The organism is Oxynema aestuarii AP17, assembly GCF_012295525.1.
In the GTDB taxonomy this organism is placed as follows: Bacteria; Cyanobacteriota; Cyanobacteriia; order Cyanobacteriales; family Laspinemataceae; genus Oxynema; species Oxynema aestuarii.
Window position 1 is genome coordinate 2,762,676 of sequence record NZ_CP051167.1, and the last position, 25,400, is coordinate 2,788,075.

Sequence of the window (25,400 nt, forward strand, 5' to 3'; positions counted from 1 at the left end):
CGTCGTCTCGTCTCTTCCTTTCCCTACTCCGATCTCCGTGGCACTCCCCCTTTCATGCCCCTTGCTGGAGTATATCCGGCGCGGCGATTCTTCTGGGGACACCCTAAGCGCAAAGCGCGAAGCCATGCCGTAGGCTATAGCGCACCCCCGGTCTTCCCCCGATCTCCTCCCCTTTCCGTCCGGCGCTCGTCGCGGTTTTTTACCCCGAGCGAGTTGATGATATTTTACTCGATCGCGCCACGTTTCAATCGCGCGTAACCGGGGCGATCGCCATCGGTTAGTTTCGCTCAAAAGACGACTCAAATCTCGGTTATCGCCTTTTTAACGGGGGCGTCCTCCCTTCCCTGCCTTCCCCTGATTAATTGCAAGCATAAAAAAAATTAAGGGAACCACTCGTCGGCGAAGATCGAGTCCGAACCATTCCCCCCGGATCGACCGTTTTGACGAGTAACAAAAATTGTAATGTTTTTTTAAAAAAATTAACAATAATTTTTAAATTATTTGGAAAAATTTTCCAGAAACTTCTCAGCCGAGAAATTCGTCTTTTTTCTCTAACAAAACTTTTTATATAAATATGACTCGGAGTCGCGACGAGTGATTACTCTAATTTTGGTGCATCCGCAAAGTCTGAGTCCTTCTCAAACCTGGAGTTTCGGCGATCGCGACGTGATTCGCGTCGGGCGATCGCCAGATAACGACGTCGTTCTCTATAGCGCCGTCGTTTCCCGTCACCATCTCGAACTGCGCCGGATCGGTTCGTGCTGGAAAATCGTCAACCTCGGCAGTAACGGCAGTTTTATCGACGATCGCCCCTTAATTCAAGCTCCAATCATCGATGGATTGATGGTACGTCTGGCCCGTTCCGGACCGCAACTACAAATCTTCAAAGGCGCGCAATCGCGAAGTGTCTCCCCAGGAGAATCGCCGATCGCCGGACCGGAACCCCAAACGCAATCGGGAGTGTTAGCCAGTTAGTCCCCAACCGGAGCGATCGAAGAGACCTTAAACCCGCCGCCCCTCGGTAAAGGCTTTCCATCCATTCCCGTGGGATAGTTTTCCATCGGCGAACTCGGGACGTAAGGCTGCGGGGCGACAAATTCCCCCTCGACGACCACTTCCATCCCGACAAAATCCTCGAAACTTTCCCATTCCACCTCGTCGGACCCGCGCAAGATCGTCCCTTCTGTTGCAGTCCGTTCTTCAATTTCGGCATCGCCGACATCGAGGACGTAATATTCACTGCCTCCCGCCATCCAAGATTCCGCACTTTGAGACCATTCTTTGCGAATGACTACCCCGGTGAGGGTGACTCGCTCTGAATTTTCTGGTTTCATCGTCGTTTTTGCTAAAGGATGACTCGATCCCGCAACCGGAAGGGCCAGATCGATCGCTGGCGTCAAACAGATCGCACTCAGCAAGGTCATCGAACAAGCGTGAATCGGCTTCATAATTCCCTCGGAAAAAGATATTCGCCAACGACAGCGCAGTAATTTTTCCGAAGTCTAGCACTCGTTCTCGGCGATCGTCTCGCGCACTGCCAACGCCGTTGCAGGAGCTAATAAAATCCCGTTGCGATAGTGACCCGTCGCCAATAAAACATTCTTAAATCCGTCGAGCGGACCGATAACTGGAGCGGGTCGTCCCTCCGGTCGCGGACGCAAACCACTCCAGGTGTTGACGATTTCTCCGTTCGCCAACCCCGGACAAAAGGCGATCGCCCGTTCCCACACCGCCTCCAATTGGGCGCGATCGCCCCTCAACTCCATCCCCGCTTGGGGAAACTCCACCGTCGCCCCGATCCAATATTCCCCACGTCCCAAGGGAACGATATGCACGTCATCCCCGGTGAGCACGGGTTCCGGACGGCCCGCAGCCAACGGCGTCGCCAACCGCACTTTTAACCCCTGACCGAGAACGGGTCGAATCTCGACAGCTTCCCCCAATTGTTCGGTCAACGCCGTCGAACCCAACCCCGCCGCCACGATCGCCCAATCCACCGCTAACGAACCCTGGGAGGTTTCCAACTCCTGGCAAATTTTCCGATCGCCCGTTTCCGTATAACGCGCCCCGAGAACCTCCACCCCAAACTGAAACGCCACCCCCTGACGGGTCGCCGCACTCACCAGCGCTCGGGTCAACGCCACCGGATCGAGTTGTCGGTCTTGTGGGGAGTAGACCGCGCCGATGAGGTCTAAATCTGCCAATTGTTCGTAGCGCGATCGCACCTGTTCCGGGGTCAGTAATTCTAATGACCAGCCCTGAGAACGGCGAGTTTCGCAGAGAGTTCGCCATTTTTCCAGATCCTCGCCGGGAAAGCAGAGTTTGACGATCCCCTGACGGTTGTAAGGAATCGAACATTCGGCGATCGCTTCGAGTTCCGGGATTAAGATTTCGTAACGGCGCAAAGTCCTTTCGCGCAGGCGCCACGCCCGCCCTTTGACCTTTTGACTGATAATGCCCATCAACACCCCCAACGCCGCCTGAGTCGCCCCCGTTGCAGGTTCGTAGGCGCGATCGATCGCCGTAATTTCTAATCCCGGCACCTGGGATAATTCATAGGCGATCGTCGCTCCGATAATACCGCAGCCAATAATAGCAATACGAGTCATGGGATTTTAGAGTTTAGAGTTTAGATTTTAGAGACTGTTTAAAAAATAAACATTAAGAGTCCGGTTTGAGAGGAGCCAATCGCCGGAGCATCAAACGACCGAGGGCTGACATCGGGTTAACTTAACTCTCTCGACCTTTCTATTGTGCCTTGTAGGGGTTTGGTGACCAAACCCTAGAGAAGTAGGGGTTTGGTCACCAAACCCCTACTAGATTTTTTGATATTTTCTTGATGAACACTCTGCGATCGAAGCTTACAAAAATTGGGGACAACTCCATAGACTTGTCCCCAACTTATTCAATCTTTAAATGGCTCTACAACCTCATCAGTTCGAGCAACGCTCCCCTTCGACTGACTAGCTATTGGGAAGCTGGTTAAGGAAAGCATCGAAATCGGCTAGAGCTTCCGCATAGTTACTGAGAGCTAAACTGTAATTCGCTTCAGTCGCCGCGCGATCGATCGTTTCGAGATGGACGAATAATTCTTTCGCTTTATTGCGAGCGGCTTTAGCATCTTGCGGGTCTAAATTACGGGCGACAAAACCCATATCCCGGCGCAAATCGCCAAGGGGACCGTGGATGAAGTTCCCGACATCAATCCAGTCGCGTTCTTGAATCAAAGATTCGAGTTCGCTCATGCGATCGCGGAAACTTTGAATATCAGCTTTGTATTCCTGAATGCGTTCCAACTGAATTTGAGAATACAGAGCGGGTTCGCTCGCTTGCGGTCCCCCACAGCTTACGACGAATACGGTTATCAGTGCGAGAATCCCAGCCAGAATTGAACGATAGCGTGACATAACCTATTTGTTTCCCTTAAATTAACTGAAATCGTTTTCTCAAGAAAAATATATCAAGATCGGGTGCATCGGTCATGGATGGATTTAACATTCTTGAGGATTTTTCCGGCTCAAATCGCGCTAGAATCGACCACCGATTTAGGCTCAGACGACCTGACGTTTGAAGAAAGTAGCGATCGCCTCGCCCACATCTTCAGACCAATGTTCTTGGGCGTAATGTCCGGCTTCCGGGAGGTTGACCCGTTCGCTATTGGGCAGTAATTTCGCCAAATCTTCGGCATCGGTCGCCGAGAACCACGGATCTTGAAGTCCCCACAAAATTAAAGTGGGCTGCTCCCATTCTCTCAGCCCGCGTTCGATTTCGGCACTGGTTCGTTTGAGATCGAGGCGGCGAATCGTCGTCATCAACGATCGCCCGGCGGCGGAACTGGTCAGAAACGGTTTGCGATAAACATCTAAATCCGGTTCGGAAATGCCGTAACCGCTTGCCCCTTCCAAGGTGCGATCGACTAAAAGCGGGTCTTGGGTCATCATGTCGCCGACGAAGGGCAGCCCCAATTGACGCAGTTTCCAGGGCAGTTGGGCGCTACTGAGGACGGGGCTATTGAGCATCACCAGGCGTTCGACGCGATCGCCGTTATCGAGAGCGTACTGCACGCCGACGGAGCCGAGAAAGCCCTGTACGACTAAGTAAAAGCGATCGAGGTCGATCGCGTCAATCAAGCCACTGAGAGCCTTGAGAAAGGCGGCGGGGGTATAGTTAAATTGGCTGTTACTCGGTTGGTCGGAGTTGCCAAAGCCGATCCAATCCGGGGCGATCGCGCGAAACCCTCGTTCGGCCAAAATGGGCATCACTTCGGTCCAGCTATAGCCTTGAGAGGGCAACCCGTGCAACAACAAAACGGGAGGGCGATCGCTCGGGTTTAACGGTTCCAACTCCCGATAAAACCATTTTAAACCGTCAATTTCTATGGTTTTTTCTTCAATCTTCACGAGACGAAATTTTTTTAAGCATTGACGTTTAGAGCTTACCGTTATTTTGTCCCGTCAATCAAGAGCGCTCCATCGAGCGGCGATCGGCGATCGTCTTTTTGAATCGAATCAGCTTTTCTGTGGTTCGGGCCTCGGACCCGCCTCATTCGTAAGTCCCCCGACCCAGGGTGAAGTCCCCTTTAATTAGGGTAAATTAGAAAGATTAAAGGACATTTACGGCGATCCTCCCTACCCCCTTTAACTTTGAAAAAATTCCTATAAAAAAAGGGGCATTTGCCCCTTTTTTTAGTCCATATTCAAAACAGAATCCTAGAGTTTTAAATCCTAGAAGTTCATTTCTGCAGCTTGAACTTTTTCGACTTGTTTCTTCTTCAAGACCAACATAATTTGAGAAATCATGACAATCGAGAAGAAGGCCAATAAGCCCGTAATCCGACCCGAACTTTGCAGGACGATTTCCGTATCTTTCTGACCGAAACCGCCAACATTCGGGTTGTTGGTAATCGCTTGTCCGGCAGTCACTTCATCGCCTTCGGAAACGATCAATTCCGGTCCGACAGGAATGCTATCGACGACGGCATCGCCTTCACTCGGTTGAATGGTGACTTCATAACTCCCATCTTCCCCTTGTTCGATCTTGGCGATACTACCCGTGACAGAGGCTTTATAAACCGCATTATTGCTGGCATTTCCAGCCGGGTAAACTTGGCCGCGTCCTCGGTTACCCCCCGCGTGGACCGCATATTTACCGAAGTGAATATTTTTATCCGTTTCGGGATTGGGAGACAACACCGGGAAGACAATTTCTTGATATTGTTCGCCGGGTAACGGACCGACAATGACCACGTTTTCTTGGTCCGCCGCATAGGGTTGGAAGTACAGCCCTTCGACTTTTTCTTTGAGTTCTTCGGGGATGCGATCTTCCGGAGCGATCTTAAAGCCTTCGGGAAGCATCAGCACGGCGCCGACGTTGAGCGGGCCTTTTTCCCCGGTGGTCAACACTTGTTGAACGTTGGTGTCGTAAGGGATTTTAACGATGGCTTCAAAGACCGTATCGGGTAAAACCGATTGCGGGACTTCAATTTCAGTCGGCTTGGACGCCAAGTGGCAGTTGGCGCAAACAATCCGGCCCGTGGCTTCACGCGGACTGTCCGGTGCAGTTTGTTGGGCCCAGAAGGGATAGGCGGCGGCGGACTGCGGTAAGGTCACGTCGAAAGCGACTAACAGCGCCAACGTCGTAACCAGTACCAGCGCGCCTTTCGCCATTGCCCCAGAGAGGCGTTGCAGGATCGGCGATAAGGAAAGTTGTTTCATCGGGAATGGAACGATTTTACTGACGAAGCTCAAACATAGAGATTTTAGAGGGTAAATGGCACTGGCCATCGCCGAGCTAAAATCCGATCGGCTCGAATTCGGTTAGGTCCACCAGGGTTGTTCCCCGGTGCGGAAATCGGTTTCCGTCCAGGGAGTCAATACAACGTTGTCGTCTTGAACGTCGGCGTGAGCTAAGGCTAACGACAGAGGCGCAGGACCGCGCACGACTTTACCTTCGCTGTTGTATTGGGAACCGTGACAGGGACAAATAAATTTATTCTCGCTGGCGTTCCAGGGGACGACACAGCCGAGGTGAGTGCAAACGGCGTTTAAGCCGTAATCGGCTAGGGTTTTGTCGTTGGTCACCACGAGGTAAGTGGGATCCCCTTTGAGTCCTTGGGCCAGAGTGCGATCGCCAGGGTTGTGACTGTCTAAAAATTTGCTAACGCTGATGTCGTTCCCCAACGCATCTTTAGCGGTTACGCCACCTCCGGGGCCACCGCTAGAAGGGGGGATAAAATATTTGACAACGGGGTAAAGCGCTCCGAGAGCTGTCCCAGTGACGGCCCCGAAGGTTAGAAAATTCATGAATTGGCGACGTCCCATGCTGGGAACGTCAGGAGATCCGGAAGCTTGAGCCATGACCTAACTTGCTATCTGTGTGTTAAGTTGTATGTCTTAGCCACTCAGTCAAGGGCTAAAATTGGTCAACTCTAGATTTAACAATGGCGTGTGTATATTTAGAGTTAGCCAAACCTGCCAGGGAGCGACAACACGTTGGAAACACCCCCTTCGGCGTTTCTGAAAAAATTATTACATTCTTTGACCCATCGATCGCATTTTCACCCCTCGGAGTCTCGGAATTGTAACAAATTGTAAAGTAAAAGCTTATGACGGGACGAGACTTACGCCAACTGCTCGTAGACAAGTGGGGCTATTCTTACGACATCAAAATGCGCCGCACCCAGGGCAAAATGTTTGTACAAGTGATGTGGAAATATCTCGAACAAGCGTCATTTCCGCTTACGGAAGCGGAATATCTCGAACATTTGGATACGGTGGTCGCCTATTTGCACGGTTGGGGGGCGATCGAGCAGTTTTGCGCTTATATCGAACAGACGAAAGAACGGCCCCGGTTGGGTAAAGCGGTTAGTATTCCGGTAGAATTGGGCGATCGCGCGTCGGAATGGATGCTCGAAAATTTCTAGTCGATTTTTTCACTCAAGTTCTAGGTTGCCGGACCTTCGCGTAGGGTCTCCAAAGGAGAATCGCTGGGATCCGGGGATCGAGGCGAGTCACGCCGTCGCGATCGATCCCGTCAGTTGTCCCACGAGATCCGCACGGCATTTTATCGGGGAGCGATCGCGATGGAAGTTATCGTCAGATCTTTAACGTTTGAGGGGTTCGGGGAGCGATAAGTCCCGCGCTGTATGCGAAGCATCAGCGTCGGGATCCATGGACTCCCCGAGCTGGCCTCATCCCCACCCTACGGGAAGGGCCAAGCCCTACAATGGGGATGAGACCAGCATTTATCAGCAGCTATAGCCTGTGGTAGTTTATAGTCATGCTGACTATGAACTACACTTACCGAATCGATCCAGACGCCACCCAGCAGACTGAACTGTTGGAGTGGCTTGAGACCTGCAGAGGCGTATATAACTACGCTTTGCGCGAACTCAAAGACTGGATTGCTTCTCGTAAGTGTCAGGTAGACCGATGTTCGTTGGAAAAGGAATACACCATTCCTGCTGATGAACCGTTTCCGTCTTATCACCGTCAACAAAACAACCTGGCTAAAGCAAAGAAGCAATTCCCGCATCTGGGTCAGGTACATTCTCAGGTGTTGCAGACCACAATTCGCAGACTGCACGATACCTGGAAAGCATTTCAGAAACGGGGACATGGATTCCCTCGTTTCAAAAAGTTCGGTCAATTCAAATCCTTTCTATTTCCCCAGTTCAAGAACAATCCCATCAATGGCTTCACAATCAAGTTGCCAAAGATTGGGGAAGTACCCATTAACCTGCATCCCCCCTTCGCCCCCCTTTCAAAGGGGGGTTGGGGGGATACAGGTGCGGGTATTGTCCAGGGTGCGAGGAACACAATGGTATGTCGTCGTCACCATTGAATCGGATATATCGGTTCCCGATGCCCCGGTTCACGGTCGGGCAATTGGGATTGACCTGGGATTGGAGCGATTCTTGACCGCTTCCGATCGCTCTTTCCAAGAGCGACCCCAGTTTTTCAAGTCGATGCAACGCAAGCTGAAATTGCTGCAACGCAGAGCAGCACGAAAACAGAAGGGTTCTCAAAACTGGGAAAAGGCGCAAATCGAAGTGGCTAGAATGCATCATCGCATTGCCAATCGTCGTAAAGATTTCCATCTGAAGACGGCTCATCAGCTTTGCGACCGGGCGCAAACCATCTTTGCAGAAGATCTCAACGTCAAAGGCTTGACGCGAGGGATGTTGCGAACAGATTGTGTAGATGCTGCTTTCGGACAATTCCTGTCTCTGACGGAATGGGTTTGTTGGAAACGGGGAGTGTACTTTGCTAAAGTCAACCCCAACGGTACCAGTCAAACCTGTCCATCCTGCTTTGCTACGGTCAGCAAAGGGTTGGAAGTCAGAGAGCATCATTGTCCTGAGTGTGGGTATCGGACGCATCGCGATCGTGCTGCAGCAGAGATGGTTTTGCATCGTGGACTAGAAAACGTAGTAACCCAGGGACTCTGGGGAACGGAAACCGCCTGTCAAGTCGGTCTGTCGGGGGTCTATGACCTAGATAAGTGGCGTGGGGCAGGAACACCCAATTGTGAGGTTGGGAAGCCCGCGCTGTAATCTTTGATTCAGCGTCGGGAGGATGTCACATAATTGGATGGTCAGTTTGTGTCAATTACTGGCCTTATTTGTGATTTTCACCGGAATTGTTAAATCCCTGCTGGTTTACCTGCGACACGGTTTGTTAAGCGGACATTCTGCCCTCGCCTTCCAAGAAAGTCGCCTAGAAATGGGGTATGCTTTTTCCCTCGGTTTGGGCTTTCCGATCGGCGGGAGTATCTTGAAAACGACGATCGCCCCGAGTTGGAACGATATCGGCCAACTGGCAGCAATTATCGCCATCCGCACCTTACTCAATTCTCTATTGTTGCAAGCCATTACGGGCAGTTCGTCCGATGGAGACGATCGCGATCGCACCTCTCTGTGGGACCGACTCAAAAGCTGAAGCGCCGACCCCGCCAACGGCGATTCTCGTTTGGAGACCCTACGCGATCGCCCGAAATGCCAAGAACTCCCCGGGATCGTAGCGGGGAGTTCTTGGTAGTTCAACTCAACTTAGCGCGAACCGACCGTCGCTTCCTTCAAGGTGCGTGGGGTGGCCATGCGCAAAATTTGTTGCATCAGTCCCGGCGCCAGTTGTTTGCACCAGACCGCCAGATGGCTTTGCCAACCGACCAATATTTCCGAATCATCCCGGCGCAGTCCGTTGACCAAAGCTTTAGCGACATCCTCGGCGGTCATCGGAACCACCCAACGAAACAGGCGCTTATTGCGAACCATGTCCGTATCGGTCAGGGTCGGTAACAACGCCGCCACCTTGACGTTATACGGCGCCAGTTCGGTTCGTAAGGCTTCGGTAAAGCCGAGAATGGCGAATTTCGTGGCGGAATAGGTCGCCATCGTCGGCGCGGCGACTTTCCCCATGAGGCTGGAAACGTTGACGATCGTCCCTTCTTGGCGGGCCGCCATGCGACGCGCCACCAAGCGGGTCACCGTATACAGTCCCATGAGATTGAGAGAAATTTCTTCGTGAACTTTGGGAAGTTGCGACTGCAAAAATGGCATTTGGTGGGCGACTCCGGCACAGTTGACCAGCAGGTGAATCGGTCCGCAGTCGCGCCAAGCTTTGGCGATCGCGATATTGACCTCGATCGGTTGGGTGAGGTCTAAAGGCATGACCACGGCTTCCGACCCGATCGCTGCGATTTCAGCCGCCAATTCGTTGAGGCGATCGCGATCGCGGGCTACTAAAATGAGGCGTTTCGTGTGTTGGCGGGCTAATTCTAGTGCGATCGCCCGTCCGATCCCGCGTGACGCCCCGGTAATCAGGGCGGTCTTTCCTTGAATATTCATCGTAAAACCTCCACAGTTGAGGTCTGGCCGCACGTCGAGTTCGTCGGGGACGCTGAAAGAGTCTAAGTCCCCACAATGCGGACAGATATTTGTTAATTCAATGACCGAACTAGCAGGAAATTTCAGGTAGATGAGGGTGACATTTCTCGAAGAACTTGCCCGAATATTTCAAGCTCGATTTACGAGGCTGGGAAATGTCATTCCGAATGAATCGAGTGGTGATTCGATCGCCTCGCGGCTGGATATCCGAGGCAAAACCGCAATCGGAGTGATCGAAATCGGGGGATGTTAAGCGTGACAAGCCTAGTTATCTGTTGGCCGAACCCCGTGGCGTCGGGGAGACTTGCCAGTCAAACCCGGCAGGGATAACCCACGAAGCCAGTTAAGTGAATGTAGAGCATAACGCACTGGTCTCCTTTTGACGAGCGTCTACAACAGCGCCCTCAATAACATAAGTTAGCAGTTAAATCCAGAAGACGCAATATTTCTTCATGAAGTTTCCGCAATATTTCTTCATACACCTAAAATGCGAGCTTCATTGAGGGTTATAGCTATTGCAAACGCCCCGTGGGTGCGATCGAAATCACAACTACGGGGCGGGGAGTAACAAAAATTTATAAAAATTTACAGATTGACCGCGTCGGATCGGCCTGGTGAGGGGCTACAAGGCTTCCGGGGGACTTTCCACCGGGGCTAAGGCTTTTTTCGCTTGGACTTCGGCTAATTCGGCCCGGGTTTCGGCGACGAGATCTTCGAGGGCTTCTCCAGCTTCCGACCACAGGGTTTTCCCCTTGTCGTAAACGACCAATCCGGTTTTAATCGCCAGTTTGGCGGCGGGTTTGCCGAGTTTTGCCAACGGCGGCCCCAAGACCGGGGCCAAGACGATCGCGCCGACCCCGATCGCCACCCCAGGAAGTCCGAATTCTTCGACGAAATCGCCGACAAGATCTTTTAAATCGAACGACATTTTAAAAACCTCCTCTATTCACGGTCAGATTTTGACGGTGCAATCAGCACCGGGCGCAAGCCGTTCACTCCAGCAACAACACTCGATCCGTTATTGATCGCCGTCGCCGTCATCGGATTCATGCCGACCGTGGCGGCGATCGCCAAACCGGACAGGTTGGGAAGGGCGACGATCCCCGTATTTTGGGCGATAATTTGCTTCGCGTGACGGGCGATCGCGACCGCTTCGACCAATCCATATAAATTATTTTTCATCAACACCACGTCCGCCGTTTCTCGGGCGACATCGGACCCGTCGCCGAACGAAATCGACACGTCCGCATAGGCGAGGGCCGCCGAATCGTTCAAGCCGTCCCCGACAAACGCCACCGTTTTACCGCGATCGTGCAGGCGCCCGATGACCTCCGCTTTGTGTTCCGGGAACGCTTCCGCGTGGACGTGACTCGGGGGGATATCCAACTCCCGGGCGACCGTAGCGGCGCGTTGGCGGTTGTCCCCGGTGAGCATGTGAATTTCCGCCCCAAAACGGCGCAATTTTTGCAACACTCGTACCGTTTCCGGGCGGAGGGGATCGCTATATTGAATGACCCCGAGTAAGCGGCGATCGCAGGCGACGTAAATCTTGGGATAGCCCGCCGTCAACACCTCCGGATGGCGATCGTGCAGGGGATCGAGATCCACCCCTTCTTTAACCATGAACCGATCGCTACCCACCAACACCGCCTGTCCTTCCACCTGCGCGCTCAAGCCGAAACCCACTTGATAGTCCCACTCGCCGCGCGCCGGGACGATCAATTCGTGATAGTTGGCGTAACGCATGACCGCTTCCGCCACCGGGTGAGTGATGCGCTGTTCTCCCGCCGCCGCCAACTGCACCACCCGCATCGGATCGATCGCCGCCGCCGCCGTTTTCACCCCGACGATCGCCACGTCCCCTTGAGTCAGAGTTCCCGTCTTGTCGAACACGATCGCGTCCACCTGCGCCAACTGTTCGAGGGCGCGCCCGGAGCGAATCAGCACCCCGTGGCGCCCCGCCGCACTCAGGGCCGCCATCACCGTCGTCGGAACCGAGACTCGGATCCCCGTGGCGAAATCTAAGGTCAAAATCGAGGCAGCCCGCGCCGCGTTGCGGGTGAGGGCGTAGATGGCGCCGGAGAGCAACAGGGCGGGCATCACGGCGCGATCGGCAATTTTAGCGGCGTAGTTTTCCATGCGCGTATCGCAAACGGGGGCATTTTGCAGCAGTTGCATCGTGCGACCCGCTAAAGTCGCCGCCCCGGTGCGTTCGGTCAAGACGTAGATCTGACCCGATCGCACCAAGGTCGAGGCGTAGACCGCTTCCCCGGGCGATCGCACTGCCGGGATCGATTCCCCGGTGAGTTTTTGCTCGTCCACTAAGGCTTTGCCGCGCAAAATGCGACCGTCTACCGGGATCTGTTCCCCGGGGTAGACGATGACCGTATCGCCGACTTCCACCGCTTCGAGGGGGACTTGCTGTTTTTCCCCGCCGCGTTCGACCCAAGCAAAACGGGCGAGGGAACTGAGCAAATCTAAGGCTTCGTGGTGGTACGATCGCGCCGTGCGATTGCGGATTGCTTCCCCGAGTTGGATCAAGCCGACCATCGTCGCGGAAGTTAGAAAATGCCCTTGAATCGTGGTAATCGAAATCGCCAAACTGTCGAGAAAGTCGATATTGACCCGCCGTTCGGCCCACAAGCTGACGATCGCCCGTTTGGCGACGGGTACGGCGGCGATCGCGATCGTCGAGGCGATCGCCATCGGCGAAATCGACCATCCCAACGGCCCGGCGCCGATCGCCAGACAGGTAGCGAGCAATGGCAATTTCAGCTCCGAGAGCCAGCTTTCCCCCGCACGATCCGGGGAATCGGGGTCGCGATCGTCGTCGGCTTGGGGATCCTCCGCCCGCGCCAGCCACCGTTCTAAAGCGACCCGCAGTCGATCGGGATCGAACCCTTCCACCCGATAGCGGACGATCGCGCAACCCGCCGCCGGATTGAGGCGCACGTCGAGGATCCAATGCTGGCGGTTCGCCGCCCGTTGCAAGCGTCTGCCATAAGGGCGATCGCAACTCAATCGCGGCACCCGCACCCGGATCCGACCGGGCATCCAGTGAACGACACCATAGGGAACGGCTATATTAACGGGCGTTCCCTCGATCTCGTTCGCTCCGAGGATTGACTCGTGCTTCGATCGCGTCCGATGCGTGAGTGCGACTTGAACCATTGCTCTCCACTCCCATGAAGTACCGATGGAATTCCCCCGCTCGTACACTCCGCCCCATTCCCCCTCGTTGGAGTGCGGTAACGATCCTGGGAGCAACCCGAAATCGCGATCGGTCTCGCTCTTCGAGTAACCCAGGGCGATCGCCACCCGGATCGAACGAGCGAGCTGGATCGAACGAGCAAAGGGCTCGCTATTTATTGTGAGTTATTGTGAGCTTTTTTTATCTCTTTTTACCGAAGTGATTCTCGGACTCACCCGACCCGCGCCCCAAGATCCCATCGAGCTTGAGGACGCCATCGAACTCGACTCGTGCCGACCTGTACGACGTTTGTTATTGAGTTTTTTTGAATTTCACTATTATTAGATTACACCCTTTTGGAAGGAAAATATTTTTCTAACTTTAAAAAAATGTTAAGTCTATAATTTTCTCAATCTTCACAGGCGTTTTAATTAGCTGAAATAGCAATTTAGCCGATTGACTTTTAGCAATCTTATCTCTGCCGATCGCAAAGTTACTTCCACTCCTTTTTCCCCTCGACTTCTTACGATTCGCTGCCAAGACAGTCCTCGCTTCCCTCCGTGAAAACACGAAGATTCCGACGGATTCCGTTAAAATTGCTCAAATTGAGAAATTGGCTCGACTTTAACGTTTTCTCCATCAAAAGAGGGTTGTTCGATCGTTTACTTCCAAGAATTAACCTGCCACCAGCGACGTGCGATCGTTAAACTCACTGCTCTTGAACCGCGATCGAAAACCTCCCATCGAACGGCACAAATAGATCGAACCGTACCCGATCGATCCTCTCGACCGGGGGAGTTCCTTCAATCGGATTCGCGAAGAGTAGAGCCGCCGTTACTATAATGAAGTTTGATAAAACTATCAAACCCATACCACGCCAACACGTACCATGGAATCACATCTAATTGCCAGCCTTTGAGGGTTAATTGCCGCAAAGCCAATAAGGTAAAGCTCAGGGGAACTAAGAAGCGCAAATCGACAGTTCCTTCGCTCATTTGCTTGACTTTACTGTTGAAAACGGTCATGACATCGACGATCTCGTCAGCCGCTTGGGAGCGATCGCCGGGAGGATGGCGAGGGGGCGTGATACAAGGGAATCCCAAATCTTCCAAACGGACGATCGCCTCCGCTACACTCAAGGATTCGGACGGGTAAAAAATTGTCAGGCTGCCCGTTTGCATGTTGCTACGCAGGCGATCCACCGCCAGTCCGGCGCGCAGGCGAGTGGCGATCGCCTCTAGGGTATCGCGGTTGCGGTAGAACGACTCGACCCGAAGACGAATTCTTCCCGGACTGGCACTGAGTAATTGGACTGGAATCACTCGTTTCGTCTCCATGACGGTCGGGGCAATCGCCGAAATCGATTTAGAATTATTGGCATTCATCAGCTACCCGGTTGGCTACGATCGGTTAATTTTGACCACTGAGTAGGAACCCCGTACAACCCCAGATCGAAGTCTGGGGGGTGGCTTATCGCTCCAGTTTCAGTACGGGGAAAACCTCTCGGTTAAGATTGATTTTCCGGCATTCCTTCTAATTTTTTCGCTTGTTCCTCCGCCAGTTCGGCTTGGGCTTCGGCGACGAGGTCTTCAAAAACTTCCCCCGCTTCGGCGACCATGCCTTTGGTTTTTTCATAGGCGATCGTCGCGCCTTTGATTGTCGCTTTGGCAACGGGTTTGAGCGATCGCGCCAAGAAAGGAGCGAGGACGACGGCGCCGACACCGAGGGCAATTCCGGGAGCCCCTAAATCTTCAACGAAATCTCCGAGTTTGAGTGACATAATTGAGTTCCTCTGGAAAACAATATCTGAGATGATAGCCTTTCTCATTCCGGCGAGTTGTACCTTGGGGAACTCGTCGGGAATGAGAATGGGGATCTTTTAGCGATCGCCATCGCGAGACCGACGGCGGACTCAGGCTTGATGGGTTTCAGGAACGGGCGGTTTTCTCCAAGATTTGAGTAACAAACACCAGGTGGAGAGGCGATCGTGCAAGCGCTCCAACGCCGCTTGTGGCACTCCCGAAGGCGGTTCGCTCTCGGTCTCCTCGCCGGAGAATGCGGTTTCCGGGATCGGCGCTTCCCGGGACTCGCCTTGCTCTTCTTCCGGGTCCTCGTTCCCTGCGCCGACAGGTTGCTCGCCGTTGCGCTCGGGATCGGCGGGGACTTCGGCGGGGGGGTCTCCGTCGGTTCCGGAGGAGCGATCGCGAGGCTCGCTCTCCGAGGGGCCGTCGGTCGGAGGCGGAGACGATCCGTTGTTGTCCGAGGGGGAAGACGATTGTGCGGGAGCGATTCCGGCAGCCCGTTCGAGGAGTTGGTGGAGTCGGCGAGGCACGGCGTTGTCGGCGATCGCCCCGACGTTGTAGGCGACGATCGCCGATCCGGTATTGCGATTGAGGGTGAGGCGATCGATCCAGTCTTCTTCGGTAGCAAACGCTTCCAGACGATCGCAGTAGGCCGGATCGTCGCAAATTTGCGGGATTTTCAGGCGAATTCGCCCGTCGATCGCGTGGACGACCTCGTAAGCCCCCGAGGCGATCGGCACGCGAACTGGGGCTTCGGGGGTCTCGCCGTCGCCGTCGCCCTCCGTTTCTACGTAATCGAGGGCTTCGCGGGCGATCGCCGTAAACACGAGGTAAGACAGCAGGGAGGGCCAGCCAGAAATTCTCAACGTGCGCGTGAAGACGAGACCGAGAATGGGCGGAATCCAGGACTTGAGGCGAGTGTAGGTGTCGCGAAGGTCGATCTCGGAGGCGATCGCCCCGGCGTTCGGATGCGGCGAGGGCTGTGGCGTTTTTCGCACTTCCGGCAAGAATTCTTCGAGCAGTTCGCACGTGCTCAATTCTCGCGCCTCGAAGCGGATGATAATGCTCCCCGTCCGTTCGTTGCCCACGACTTCGCGAATACTGGTGCAATCGCGCAGGCGCTCGGCGATCGCTCGGGCCGTCGTTTCTGCGGGCATCCCTCGACTGCGTAATCTGACTCGTCCGGGAGCGGCGGAAACTAATTCGATTGAGAGATCGCTCGGGGAGATCTCGACATTAGCCATTGGCTCGGTTCCCCACTTTGAAATACTTGCAATAATTAATTCATTTTTGCAAACCTACATTTCTTATTATAAGAGGAATTTCTCAAATCTCTCGGTTTAAAAGCCGACAATTTTACAAAACGTTAAAGAGTTCTTAACCTCTTGAAATGCCAGACATCAATCTAAAGAAATTGCCAAATTTTCAAAGTGCGATCGGGGCTACCCGTCGCCAAAAGCCGCGAGGATGCGGAGATCGCCAGAACGGAGACCCCTTCGGTGCGGGTATCGAGACTATTAAGAATTTCTCCTGTTTCTATATTGCAAATTTTTATCATTTTGTCTTCACTGGCACTGATTAAAGTTTGACCGTCGGCGGCGATCGCCACGGAACAAATGGGGCGATCGTGGACGGCGATCGTGCGGACTCGTCGTCCCGTTTGCAGGTCCCAAATCGCGATCGTGCGATCGGCGCTGCCACTGACGAGGGTTTTACCGTCGGGACTGACCGCCAGGGTTCGCACGCTACCTTGATGTCCGTTGAGGGTATATTTTAACGTCCCCGCGATCGCGTCCCAAACTTTCACCGTCCCGTCGTCGCTAGCGCTGATCGGGTGTCTCCCGTCCGGGGTAAAGACCAAGGCGCGCACCCACTGGCGGTGACCGAAGAGGGTTCGCGTAGCTTCTCCGGTCTTCAAATCCCAGAGTTTAATTTTGTGAGATCCACTGGCGAGGGTCTGGCCGTCGGGAGTCAAAGCGAGACATAAAATATCTTTTTTATGTCCGAATAACGTCCAGAGCAGTTTACCTGTTTCTAAATGCCATACTTTAATATAACTGCGGTTTTTCGAGCGATCGCTGCTGGCGAGAATGCGCCCGTCCCCACTGAGCGTCAGAGTTAGAATGCCCCCGGAATGGCCTTTGAGAGTCCCTTGGAGTTGACCGTCGCCGTGGCGGTCGAGGTTCCAGATTTCAACGATCCGGTCTTCGCCGCAGCTATACAAAGTTTCGCCGTCCGGGGCGATCGCGATCGCCGCCACCTTGCCGCAGGTCGGCTCTAACGTTCCCATCAACGAGAGCCGATCCCATCGCGGTACGGTCGTTTCCGGGGCGATCGTCAGCTCTCCCAAGCGCGCCAACCACCCCTCGACCGTCGCCACCGCCTCCCGGTCCCCCAACTGGGTCAAACAGCGCTTGAGGGTTTCGAGATAGGGGCGATCTTCCCGGGTCAGGGCCTCTGACATCCGTTCTAGGGCGTCTGGCAGGGTATGGGGCGCCTCGCGCTGGCGCAGTTGCAGCCAAGTGCGCACGGAAAATTCGACTTCGGCGCGGGCCCAGGCGCGATCGGGAAAATGGGTCAAACTCCAGGCTAAATTGAGGGCTAATTCCGGCATCCAGTAGGGACGGCGATCGCCCACCACGGCGAGCAAATCCCGATAAATCGTCACCGTCGCCGCCACCGGGAGTTCGAGTAAGTCGGGATCGGCACAATCGGCCATCAATTGGGGCAGCAACTCCGGCAATAAGGGCCAGCGATCGGCGTAAGTGAAATAATAAATATCGGCGATCCACCCGGCCACCAAACAGTGACAGAGTTTTAAAAACTGTGCCAAATTTTGCCAATCTTTCTCGGAAGTCGTATAACTTAAATCGAGTTGGTCTAAATCGACTCCTGCCTGTTTGAGGATTTCGGTTTCTTCCAACAGGGAGAGGTTTTTGCAGTTCTCGCCTCCGAGTTTTTTAATTTCTTTGGGACTTTTCCCTAAAGCTTTTAGTTTTTGGCAGGTGTCGCGCCATTTTAAGGCTCGATTTTTTGCCGATTCTTGTAAAAATTGGCGATAGGAAAAGGAAAAAACGGTTTGATAGTAATAGGTGGCCGATTCCAACCCCCAATAAGCGAGGCGGAAGGTGAGGAAATCACCATCAATTTCGGATTCTAAAATCGTACAGGGTTCGGATTTGAGTAATCCGTAAAGGGCTTTAATGCTCGATTCGCTGTGAAAGCGTTTGCTCTCCCAGGCTCCCCCTAAAAATTCCGTGGGGCGGTTGGCACCGTGGAGGGGATAGTGACGGGAGAGGAATTCGCGCAATCCCTGAGCGAGAGAGAGTTCGAGGTCGGGAGTGGGATCGGTGCTTGAGGTCGGACGATCGCCGTTGATTTGCGGGGGGGCGAGGAAAATTTTTAAAGGGAGGGGGGCGCGATCGCCGGAGGATTCTAAGAGTTGGGAGGGGAATAAACGTAAGGGCCAATGGTCGAGGATTTTGTGAACTTCCGGCAGTTTTAAGGTGATTTCTCGACGTTGGGCGGCCAGTTGAAAGAGGGTTTTGCGATTTTCGAGGATACTTTGTTGTTGTAGGGCTTTTTGTTCGAGGAAGCGGGCGCGATCGAAATGGGGGGCGTCGCTGGCGGGGGTCGTACAAGAGCGTACCAGTTGCCCGATTTCTTCGCCGTGTTCGAGACTGAAGTTGAGTAATTTTTCCGGCCAAGATTTCTCGCGATCGCCGTTTTTTGTTTCGGGAAGACTCGGACAAGCATTCTCGAAAAAGGTCGCCGACATTCCGAGCTGTTTTTGGCGTCCGTCTACTTCAAAATGAACGCTATTTAAAGCTTTCTTGGTTTTCACAGCGACCAAACTTTCGATCGCTGGAATGACCAGTTGTAAAAATAAGCTCAGCCAAGATCCCATAGTTGACCCATCCGTGATGTTGCATTCGCAAACCGACATCTATGGTAAACCGATTCGGAACTTTTTGATAAATATTCTCAAGTAAAGATTTAATTAAAAGAGCTGGATGCTTTGTCATACAAGGATTATAGCCTGAAAATACCCGGAGAGGCGATCGGACTTTGATGCAGATATCCTTGCAGGTAATTCTCAATAAGCGGGGCCGTATTGACGGCTTCCCGGAGTCGATCGCCCCCCTAGCGCCAAGGGGCCTGAAACCACCCGGTGACCGCCACCGCCAAAGCATCGGCGGCGTCGTCGGGTTTGGGAATCGTTTCTAAGTGTAATTCTCGGGCGACGGCTTCTTGCACGTCGCGTTTTTCTGCATTCCCGTACCCCGTCAGCGCTTGTTTGATTTGGGCGGGGGTAAACTCGATCGCGGGAAGCTGGTACTGGGCCAAAACTAAGACGATGACGCCGCGCGCTTGGGCGACTAAAATCGTGTTGCCCATGCGATAGAAAAATAACTTTTCGATCGCCACCAAATCCGGTTGGAAGCGATCGATGAGGGTGTGTAAATCATCGTAAATAATCCGGAGGCGATCGCCGATCGCCGTTTTTGCCGGAGTTTGAATCACGCCGAAGTCCAACACCGAAATCTCGGCGTGAGAACCGCGCGAACTCCCTTGACGACAGGCGATCGCCCCGAATCCTAACCTTGCCAACCCCGGATCGATCCCGAGGATGCGCTTTTCCATCTTCGTGGGAACCAACGACAAGGATTAGCCTTGGCTTTCCTCGGAGAGTTCCACACCGAAGACACTGGCGAAAACTTTCTGCACCTTGTAACCGGAATCGATCGACTCCAGAGGATCTTTACGCAAGCGGTGACGCAAGCACAGGGTTACCACCCGGCGGATGTCATCGACGGTGACTTCCGTGCGACCTTCCAACGCCGCGATCGCCTTCGCCGCGCGGTTGGTGACCAAATCCCCGCGCAACCCATCGACATCGAGTTCCGAACAGACTTGAGAAATCTGCACCCGCAACTCGTAATCGATCTTGACCGACGGCAATAAATTTTGAGCTTCGACGATCTTATTTTGCAACCCTTCTTGCTCGCTGTGGTGGCGTTCGAGATAGTCCGCCGGATTTTGGTCGAACTCCGATCGCTCCTCCACAATTTTGACGCGCAATTGGGGATCTTTGACCGTGCGAATTTCCGCGTGCATCCCGAAGCGATCGAGCAGTTGGGGACGTAACTCCCCTTCTTCCGGGTTTCCAGAACCGACCAACACGAAGCGGGCCGGGTGGCGGATCGAAATCCCCTCCCGTTCTACCGTATTCCAGCCACTGGCGGCGGAATCGAGCAGTACGTCTACGAGGTGATCGTCGAGCAAGTTGACCTCATCGACGTAGAGAATGCCGCGATTCGCCTTCGCCAACAAACCGGGTTCAAAGGCTTTGACCCCTTCAGAAAGGGCTTTTTCGATGTCGATCGTGCCGCAAACGCGATCTTCCGTCGCCCCGAGGGGTAAGTCGATCATCTGCACTTTGCGACGCATCACGGGTAATTCTTCGTCGCGATCGCGGCGATCGCGCGCTTCGTCGCTCATTAATTCCGGATCGCTGGGGTGACTGTTGAACGGATCGTCAGCAATGACCTCAATTTCCGGCAATAAATCGGCCAAAGCCCGGATCGTCGTCGATTTTCCGGTGCCGCGATCGCCCATAATCATCACCCCGCCTATTTTCGGGTCGATGACATTGAGCAACAACGCCAGTTTCATCTCTTCTTGACCGACGATCGCCGTAAACGGAAAAACGGCACGGCGGGTGACTTTGGTTAAGGTTGGGCTAACTTGGGCAGTCGGACTCACGAGTTTACCTAAATTTTTGTTCTTCTAGACGCAGTTCTTTATTGTGCCATTGTGGGGGCTGCTTTGTCGTGAGAGAGCACTCATCCTCATCCTCCCCCGGAATCGAAAATTTCAAATCTAAAATTTCAAATCTAAAATTTTAAATCTAAAATCTAAAATCCCTCTACCATCTCGGATTCGAGTGCAACAACGCCGTTGCCTCATGTTTCGGTAACGGTTTGGCGAAAAAATAACCCTGACCGTACTCGCAAGCGAGCGATCGCAACCGGGCTAATTCCTCCGGCGTTTCGATTCCTTCCGCCACGACTTCCATGTTCAAATTATGGGCTAAATCAATAATCGTTTTGACGATCGCCCGTTTGTCCTCTCCCTGTTCCATGCGACTGACAAAAGAACGATCCACCTTTAACGTATCCGTCGGAAATTGGTGCAAATAACTCAACGACGAATAACCCGTCCCGAAATCGTCGATCCCGAGTTTGACATTTAACGCTTTCATCTTATTCAACATCGCGATCGCCGCTTCCACTTCGTCCATGACCACGCTTTCGGTGATTTCGAGTTTGACGCAGTGGGGATCGAGTTGGGTAAGTTCGAGGGTCGTGGCGATCGTATCGAGCAGATCGAGCTGATTAAACTGTTTTCCCGATAAATTAATGGCGATCGTCAGATGTTCGCAACCGGGGATCTGCTGTTGCCATTGGCGGACCTGACGGCAAGCTTCTTCTAAAACCCACGCCCCGAGGGGGATGATTTCCCCGGTTTCTTCCGCCAGGGGGATGAACTCACCGGGGAAGACCCGACCGCGTTGGGGATGTTCCCAACGGACGAGGGCTTCAAATCCGGCAATCCGTCCGCTTGGCAAGTCTACAATCGGTTGGTAGTAGACGGGGAATTGAGAATTGAGGGCGGAATAATCCTCGCCGCGCAATTGGAGATCGTGGATTTTTTGGCGGAGGTGTTCGTTATCGCGTAGAGAACGGCGCAAATCCGTTTCGAGTTCCAGGCGGGCGATCGCATTACTTTGCATCGTCGCTTCAAAGACTTCGAGATTGGGTTTGCCCAACACTTTCGCCCGATACATCGCCGTATGGGCTTCGCGCAACAGATCCCGGTCTTCCGACGCCGGACCGAGGGCCATCCCGATGCTGGCGCTGCTGTAGATTTCGTGTCCTTCAATGTCAAAAGGAATCGTCAGTTGACGCCGGACTTGTTCGGCAATACCTGCCGCCTCCTCCACTTGGCGGATATTTTCTAAAAGGATAGCGAATTCGTCACTACCGACCCGGGCGACTTTAGCGTTCGCCATCGCCTGGGTTCGCCGCAATCCCGTATCGGTCATCGATTTTCGCCGTTGTTCCCCCAGAATTTGTTGCAGGCGTTTCGCAAAAGCGACCAGGAGGCGATCGCCCACCTCGTGTCCGAGTCCGTCGTTGATCGTTTTAAAGCGGTCTACATCTAAAAAAACGACGCCAATAAAAGGAGTCGATCCCGTCGATAGAGTCGAGTGGGTGGAGGGCGACGCTGCGGGTTTGGCAGCCTGTTCCCCTTTCAACAATCGCCGTTTGAGTCGTCCCATTTCCTGCACGAAACCCGCCCGATTGGGCAATCCGGTGAGCGGATCGTAAAACAAAGTATAGAGGACTTTAGAGGCGATCGCGCCGCTACCGGACAGGAGTAAGGCGGCGATCGCCGACGCGGTCGGGATCCACCCCATAAATAGAAACACCCCAAAGCCACTGGCGACGATCGCCGCGATCGCCCCCGTCGCCAATCCGAACAATTTCAAGGGGCGATCGCTGCGCCACACCAACACCCCGCCGACCCCAGACCACAGCCCCAACCAGACGATCTCGACCCACTCGGGCCAAAACCAAAATAACCCTTTCCCCTCCAACGAACTATCGAGTAATTGGCTGAGAATTTGGGCGTGAATCACCACTCCCGCCATTTGAACGTTACTCCCGTCCGCACTGTACGGGGTAAAAAACATATCTTTCAAACTCGGTGCCACAGTTCCGATCAAGACAATTTTGTCTTTGACCCATTCCGGTTGAACGTTCCCCGCCAGAACTTGGGTCATACTCACTTGTCTGGCCACCGTTTCGGGGGCGCGATAGTCGAGTAAAATTTGATAGCCCTTCGGGTCGATCGTTTGATAGCCGCCGGAATTAACGTTTAGGGGATTGAATGTTGCTTTTCCTAAGTAAATTTGATAGGGATTGTCTTGAGAATTGCGCGGCTGAATATCGAATTTTTGTAAATATTTTAACGCCAGTTGGAGGCCAAAAGAAAAGACCGCTTCACCGGAAGGTTCCCGGTTGACGTAGAGTAAATTGCGACGAACGATCCCGTCGTTGTCGAGAATGAGATCGTTAAAGCCCACTCGTTCGGGGGGAAGGTACGGGGGTGCGGGAACGCCTTCGCTGTGGCGATCGCCGAGTTTGGTAATGCCGATAACTTTGGGAGAGTTCAGTTGTTCGACGAGGCGATCGTGACCGGGTTGTAGGGGAACGTCACGATATAAATCCAACCCGATCGCCGCCGGATCGTCTTCTAGGAGAATGTCTAGAATTTCAGCAATTAAGCCATCAGAGAACGGCCATTGTTGGCGCGATTGAATGTCCGCTTCCGTAATGCCGACAATGAGTAAACGTTCGTCGGTTTCGTCCCGAAACGGACGCGATCGCACCATCCAATCAAAAAGACTTAATTCTAAAGATTCAAAAGCCCCCAAAAATTTAATAATCGTTAAAAAAATCGTCGTCAGCACACTAGAAGTGACCACCGCCCGACCGATTGGAATTCTCGATTCCAGGGGGCGATTGGCTCGGTGTCGTTTTAAATGTTTGCCGATGGAACGGAGGGGATCGTTGACTTTAGAAAACACCGTATTTTGTCACCAAGCGTGGGGATACCGCGCGATCGAACTCAGTCATATCCAACGATTTTCGCAAATTTCCCAGAGTACCGTGAGAGCCGAGTGAACCTTCAGTGTAACTTGGGAGGCGATCGGAGTGCGTGCCCCGTGCTTCTCACAGAAAAACCCGCTCGATTCAGCGCGCTCCTGTTTACGGTTAGAGCCGGACGGCAAGGTAAAATTCGCTTGTTAGCGTCCACAATCTTGAGAGTGTATGGCAAGTCAAGTTATTCCCGCGATCGTGAATGGTGCAGGCGGTAAAATGGGTCGGGAAGTCGTCAAGGCGATCGCCAGCAGCCCGGATCTCAAATTAGTCGCCGCCGTCGATCGCAATCCGGACTATATCGGTCGAGACGTCGGCGAAATTGCCGGATGTGGTCCGTTAGAAATTCCCATCCTCAACGACCTCGAAGGCAGTCTGGGAATGGCCGTCCAAGAAAAAGAACTCGGCGTCATGGTCGATTTTACCCATCCGAGTTCCGTATACGACAACGTGCGATCGGCGATCGCCTACGGCATCCGCCCCGTCGTCGGAACCACCGGATTGAGCCCCCAGCAAATCCAAGAACTCGCCGAATTTGCCGATAAAGCCAGTACGGGCTGTTTGATTATCCCCAACTTTTCCATCGGCATGGTCTTGCTGCAACAAGCCGCAATTTCCGCCTCCAAATACTTCGATCACGTCGAAATTATCGAACTCCACCACAACCAAAAAGCGGACGCCCCCAGTGGAACCGCCATCAAAACCGCCGAAATGCTCGCCGAACTCGGCAAACCCTACAACCCGCCCTCCGTCGAAGAAAGCGAAAAACTCACCGGAGCCCGTGGCGCCCTCGCCGGAGAGGGAATCCGCATCCACAGCGTCCGTCTGCCCGGACTGATCGCCCATCAAGAGGTGATTTTCGGCGCTCCCGGCCAGATTTATACATTGCGTCACGACACCAGCGATCGCGCCTGCTACATGCCCGGCGTTCTGCTCGCCATCCGTAAAGTCACCGAACTCAAAACCTTAGTCTATGGTTTAGAAAAGATCCTCTAAACTCCCCCACCCTATTTCTCTAACGCCCTTCCACCCTGGCTTGATTCATGCTGGTTCCCTTAAAGCGCGAAACCTTTCACGAACTGATCCCCGCCGTAGCCACAGGCGCTCAATATGCCTACTTCTGGGGCAATCTCAACCAATTCCTCAAACGGCTGTTATTTTCCGTCGTCGGGATCCTCATCTGTACCCTGATGGCCAACTTTTGGATCGAGGAATGGAAACCCTTTCTATTCCTGCTCGGTTTAGTCGTCGGTTTGTATTGGCTGTGGGGTCCAGTCGCCTCCGCCGCCCGTCGGAACTACGAATGTCGCCGTTACAAATACAGTGGCTTGTGGCAAGGCGAAGTCTTCGATGTCTTCCTCAGCGAAGAACTCGTCGGGACCGAAGAAACTGTCAACAGTCAAGGAGATTTAGTCATTGTCGAAAACCGAGAACGGCGGCTCAATCTCGAAATTGGCGACGAAAACGGCTTTGTCACCGCCATTCAAGTCCCCCTCAAACGCCAGCATAAAGGCATCCGACCCGGAAGCCGCGCCGAAATGCTCGTGATGTCCAATCGAGCCGATCTCAGCCGCATTGCCAAAGTTTCGGACGTTTATTTGAGCGATCTCGACCTCTGGGTGAGCGATTACCCCTACTTACGCCGAGATTTCTTCGTCGAAATCAGCACTGAAATCGATCGCAGCCCCCGAAGGGGGCCGAGCGAACCCAGACCGAGGCGAGTTCGGCGGTGAATCTGGGGAGTTTGGAGATTAGCGTTTAGATTTTAGATAGGGGACAGGGAAAGTAGTGCG

The 25,400-nt window shown here is 53.5% G+C and carries 23 protein-coding genes; 7 read left to right on the forward strand and 16 right to left on the reverse strand.

Annotated features, from left to right (window positions below):
* Positions 1 to 594: 594 nt before the first annotated feature.
* The gene (locus HCG48_RS11350; protein WP_168569249.1) at positions 595 to 975 is read left to right on the forward strand and encodes an FHA domain-containing protein; all 381 of its coding nucleotides are present in this window, start codon (positions 595 to 597) and stop codon (positions 973 to 975) included.
* Here the strand turns inward: HCG48_RS11350 and HCG48_RS11355 are convergent.
* The 6 genes from HCG48_RS11355 to petC all read right to left on the reverse strand — a co-directional run bounded on the left by HCG48_RS11355 (position 972) and on the right by petC (position 6,356).
* A complete protein-coding gene (locus tag HCG48_RS11355; protein WP_168569250.1) occupies positions 972 to 1,448 on the reverse strand; it encodes a hypothetical protein in 477 nt (158 codons plus the stop codon). The two genes, HCG48_RS11350 and HCG48_RS11355, sit on opposite strands and share 4 nt — an antisense overlap.
* A 54-nt stretch (positions 1,449 to 1,502) precedes the next feature.
* Positions 1,503 to 2,609 (reverse strand): NAD(P)/FAD-dependent oxidoreductase, encoded by a 1,107-nt coding sequence (locus tag HCG48_RS11360; RefSeq protein WP_168569251.1) that lies wholly within the window; start codon positions 2,607 to 2,609, stop codon positions 1,503 to 1,505.
* Positions 2,610 to 2,963: 354 nt separating this feature from the next.
* A complete protein-coding gene (psbQ, locus tag HCG48_RS11365; RefSeq protein ID WP_168569252.1) occupies positions 2,964 to 3,407 on the reverse strand; it encodes a photosystem II protein PsbQ in 444 nt (147 codons plus the stop codon).
* A gap of 144 nt (positions 3,408 to 3,551) precedes the next feature.
* Positions 3,552 to 4,400, reverse strand: a complete 849-nt coding sequence (locus HCG48_RS11370) for an alpha/beta fold hydrolase (protein ID WP_168569253.1) — start codon at positions 4,398 to 4,400, stop codon at positions 3,552 to 3,554.
* 324 nt (positions 4,401 to 4,724) lie between these two features.
* Positions 4,725 to 5,714, reverse strand: a complete 990-nt coding sequence (gene petA, locus HCG48_RS11375) for a cytochrome f (RefSeq protein ID WP_168569254.1) — start codon at positions 5,712 to 5,714, stop codon at positions 4,725 to 4,727.
* A gap of 102 nt (positions 5,715 to 5,816) precedes the next feature.
* Entirely contained in the window at positions 5,817 to 6,356 is a 540-nt protein-coding gene (petC, locus tag HCG48_RS11380; RefSeq protein ID WP_168569255.1) for a cytochrome b6-f complex iron-sulfur subunit, read from the reverse strand.
* Positions 6,357 to 6,604: 248 nt separating this feature from the next.
* On the opposite strand from petC, the gene HCG48_RS11385 reads away from it, so the two are divergent.
* The 4 genes from HCG48_RS11385 to HCG48_RS11395 all read left to right on the forward strand — a co-directional run bounded on the left by HCG48_RS11385 (position 6,605) and on the right by HCG48_RS11395 (position 8,939).
* Complete coding sequence (locus HCG48_RS11385) at positions 6,605 to 6,922, forward strand: DUF3067 family protein (protein WP_168569256.1); 318 nt, start codon at positions 6,605 to 6,607, stop codon at positions 6,920 to 6,922.
* A gap of 356 nt (positions 6,923 to 7,278) precedes the next feature.
* Entirely contained in the window at positions 7,279 to 7,842 is a 564-nt protein-coding gene (locus tag HCG48_RS25995) for an RNA-guided endonuclease InsQ/TnpB family protein (protein ID WP_246260036.1), read from the forward strand.
* Positions 7,805 to 8,554 carry an RNA-guided endonuclease InsQ/TnpB family protein gene (locus HCG48_RS26000; protein ID WP_246260037.1) on the forward strand — a complete coding sequence of 250 codons (750 nt, stop codon included), beginning with the start codon at positions 7,805 to 7,807 and terminating at the stop codon, positions 8,552 to 8,554. Before HCG48_RS25995 ends, HCG48_RS26000 begins: the two co-directional genes overlap by 38 nt.
* 22 nt (positions 8,555 to 8,576) lie before the next feature.
* Positions 8,577 to 8,939, forward strand: a complete 363-nt coding sequence (locus tag HCG48_RS11395; protein WP_168569257.1) for a DUF1622 domain-containing protein — start codon at positions 8,577 to 8,579, stop codon at positions 8,937 to 8,939.
* A gap of 110 nt (positions 8,940 to 9,049) precedes the next feature.
* Here HCG48_RS11395 and HCG48_RS11400 read toward each other — a convergent pair whose 3' ends face one another.
* The 10 genes from HCG48_RS11400 to HCG48_RS11445 all read right to left on the reverse strand — a co-directional run bounded on the left by HCG48_RS11400 (position 9,050) and on the right by HCG48_RS11445 (position 23,534).
* The gene (locus HCG48_RS11400) at positions 9,050 to 9,847 is read right to left on the reverse strand and encodes an SDR family NAD(P)-dependent oxidoreductase (RefSeq protein WP_168569258.1); all 798 of its coding nucleotides are present in this window, start codon (positions 9,845 to 9,847) and stop codon (positions 9,050 to 9,052) included.
* A 661-nt stretch (positions 9,848 to 10,508) separates the two neighbouring features.
* Entirely contained in the window at positions 10,509 to 10,814 is a 306-nt protein-coding gene (locus HCG48_RS11405; protein ID WP_168569259.1) for a DUF5132 domain-containing protein, read from the reverse strand.
* A 14-nt stretch (positions 10,815 to 10,828) separates the two neighbouring features.
* On the reverse strand, positions 10,829 to 13,057 hold the full coding sequence (locus tag HCG48_RS11410; RefSeq protein ID WP_168569260.1) for a heavy metal translocating P-type ATPase: 2,229 nt from the start codon (positions 13,055 to 13,057) through the stop codon (positions 10,829 to 10,831).
* Positions 13,058 to 13,879: 822 nt separating this feature from the next.
* The gene (locus HCG48_RS11415) at positions 13,880 to 14,461 is read right to left on the reverse strand and encodes an HMA2 domain-containing protein (protein WP_168569261.1); all 582 of its coding nucleotides are present in this window, start codon (positions 14,459 to 14,461) and stop codon (positions 13,880 to 13,882) included.
* A 122-nt stretch (positions 14,462 to 14,583) separates the two neighbouring features.
* Positions 14,584 to 14,856, reverse strand: coding sequence for a DUF5132 domain-containing protein (locus HCG48_RS11420; RefSeq protein WP_168569262.1), 273 nt, complete (start codon positions 14,854 to 14,856; stop codon positions 14,584 to 14,586).
* Between the two features lie 132 nt (positions 14,857 to 14,988).
* Positions 14,989 to 16,122 carry an HMA2 domain-containing protein gene (locus HCG48_RS11425; protein ID WP_168569263.1) on the reverse strand — a complete coding sequence of 378 codons (1,134 nt, stop codon included), beginning with the start codon at positions 16,120 to 16,122 and terminating at the stop codon, positions 14,989 to 14,991.
* 161 nt (positions 16,123 to 16,283) lie between these two features.
* Positions 16,284 to 18,785 carry a WD40 repeat domain-containing protein gene (locus HCG48_RS11430; RefSeq protein WP_168569264.1) on the reverse strand — a complete coding sequence of 834 codons (2,502 nt, stop codon included), beginning with the start codon at positions 18,783 to 18,785 and terminating at the stop codon, positions 16,284 to 16,286.
* A gap of 236 nt (positions 18,786 to 19,021) precedes the next feature.
* Positions 19,022 to 19,522 carry a crossover junction endodeoxyribonuclease RuvC gene (ruvC, locus tag HCG48_RS11435; RefSeq protein WP_168569265.1) on the reverse strand — a complete coding sequence of 167 codons (501 nt, stop codon included), beginning with the start codon at positions 19,520 to 19,522 and terminating at the stop codon, positions 19,022 to 19,024.
* 24 nt (positions 19,523 to 19,546) lie between these two features.
* A complete protein-coding gene (gene bchI / locus HCG48_RS11440) occupies positions 19,547 to 20,644 on the reverse strand; it encodes a magnesium chelatase ATPase subunit I (protein WP_168569266.1) in 1,098 nt (365 codons plus the stop codon).
* A 163-nt stretch (positions 20,645 to 20,807) separates the two neighbouring features.
* Positions 20,808 to 23,534 carry an EAL domain-containing protein gene (locus tag HCG48_RS11445; protein WP_246260039.1) on the reverse strand — a complete coding sequence of 909 codons (2,727 nt, stop codon included), beginning with the start codon at positions 23,532 to 23,534 and terminating at the stop codon, positions 20,808 to 20,810.
* Positions 23,535 to 23,778: 244 nt separating this feature from the next.
* Between HCG48_RS11445 and dapB the strand changes: the two genes are divergently transcribed.
* Positions 23,779 to 24,603, forward strand: coding sequence for a 4-hydroxy-tetrahydrodipicolinate reductase (dapB, locus tag HCG48_RS11450; protein ID WP_168569267.1), 825 nt, complete (start codon positions 23,779 to 23,781; stop codon positions 24,601 to 24,603).
* Positions 24,604 to 24,650: 47 nt separating this feature from the next.
* Entirely contained in the window at positions 24,651 to 25,340 is a 690-nt protein-coding gene (locus HCG48_RS11455) for a DUF8619 family protein (protein WP_168569268.1), read from the forward strand.
* The last annotated feature ends 60 nt before the right edge of the window (positions 25,341 to 25,400 follow it).

What these genes read in the sequence shown, in the direction of transcription:
- HCG48_RS11355 (WP_168569250.1), bottom strand. Translation starts at nt 1,448, where the DNA reads ATGAAGCCGATTCACGCTTGTTCGATGACCTTGCTGAGTGCGATCTGT.
- HCG48_RS11360 (WP_168569251.1), bottom strand. Translation starts at nt 2,609, where the DNA reads ATGACTCGTATTGCTATTATTGGCTGCGGTATTATCGGAGCGACGATC.
- psbQ (WP_168569252.1), bottom strand. Translation starts at nt 3,407, where the DNA reads ATGTCACGCTATCGTTCAATTCTGGCTGGGATTCTCGCACTGATAACC.
- petA (WP_168569254.1), bottom strand. Translation starts at nt 5,714, where the DNA reads ATGAAACAACTTTCCTTATCGCCGATCCTGCAACGCCTCTCTGGGGCA.
- petC (WP_168569255.1), bottom strand. Translation starts at nt 6,356, where the DNA reads ATGGCTCAAGCTTCCGGATCTCCTGACGTTCCCAGCATGGGACGTCGC.
- HCG48_RS11385 (WP_168569256.1), top strand. Translation starts at nt 6,605, where the DNA reads ATGACGGGACGAGACTTACGCCAACTGCTCGTAGACAAGTGGGGCTAT.
- HCG48_RS25995 (WP_246260036.1), top strand. Translation starts at nt 7,279, where the DNA reads ATGCTGACTATGAACTACACTTACCGAATCGATCCAGACGCCACCCAG.
- HCG48_RS11395 (WP_168569257.1), top strand. Translation starts at nt 8,577, where the DNA reads ATGTCACATAATTGGATGGTCAGTTTGTGTCAATTACTGGCCTTATTT.
- HCG48_RS11400 (WP_168569258.1), bottom strand. Translation starts at nt 9,847, where the DNA reads ATGAATATTCAAGGAAAGACCGCCCTGATTACCGGGGCGTCACGCGGG.
- HCG48_RS11405 (WP_168569259.1), bottom strand. Translation starts at nt 10,814, where the DNA reads ATGTCGTTCGATTTAAAAGATCTTGTCGGCGATTTCGTCGAAGAATTC.
- HCG48_RS11410 (WP_168569260.1), bottom strand. Translation starts at nt 13,057, where the DNA reads ATGGTTCAAGTCGCACTCACGCATCGGACGCGATCGAAGCACGAGTCA.
- HCG48_RS11415 (WP_168569261.1), bottom strand. Translation starts at nt 14,461, where the DNA reads ATGAATGCCAATAATTCTAAATCGATTTCGGCGATTGCCCCGACCGTC.
- HCG48_RS11420 (WP_168569262.1), bottom strand. Translation starts at nt 14,856, where the DNA reads ATGTCACTCAAACTCGGAGATTTCGTTGAAGATTTAGGGGCTCCCGGA.
- HCG48_RS11425 (WP_168569263.1), bottom strand. Translation starts at nt 16,122, where the DNA reads ATGGCTAATGTCGAGATCTCCCCGAGCGATCTCTCAATCGAATTAGTT.
- HCG48_RS11430 (WP_168569264.1), bottom strand. Translation starts at nt 18,785, where the DNA reads ATGGGATCTTGGCTGAGCTTATTTTTACAACTGGTCATTCCAGCGATC.
- ruvC (WP_168569265.1), bottom strand. Translation starts at nt 19,522, where the DNA reads ATGGAAAAGCGCATCCTCGGGATCGATCCGGGGTTGGCAAGGTTAGGA.
- dapB (WP_168569267.1), top strand. Translation starts at nt 23,779, where the DNA reads ATGGCAAGTCAAGTTATTCCCGCGATCGTGAATGGTGCAGGCGGTAAA.
- HCG48_RS11455 (WP_168569268.1), top strand. Translation starts at nt 24,651, where the DNA reads ATGCTGGTTCCCTTAAAGCGCGAAACCTTTCACGAACTGATCCCCGCC.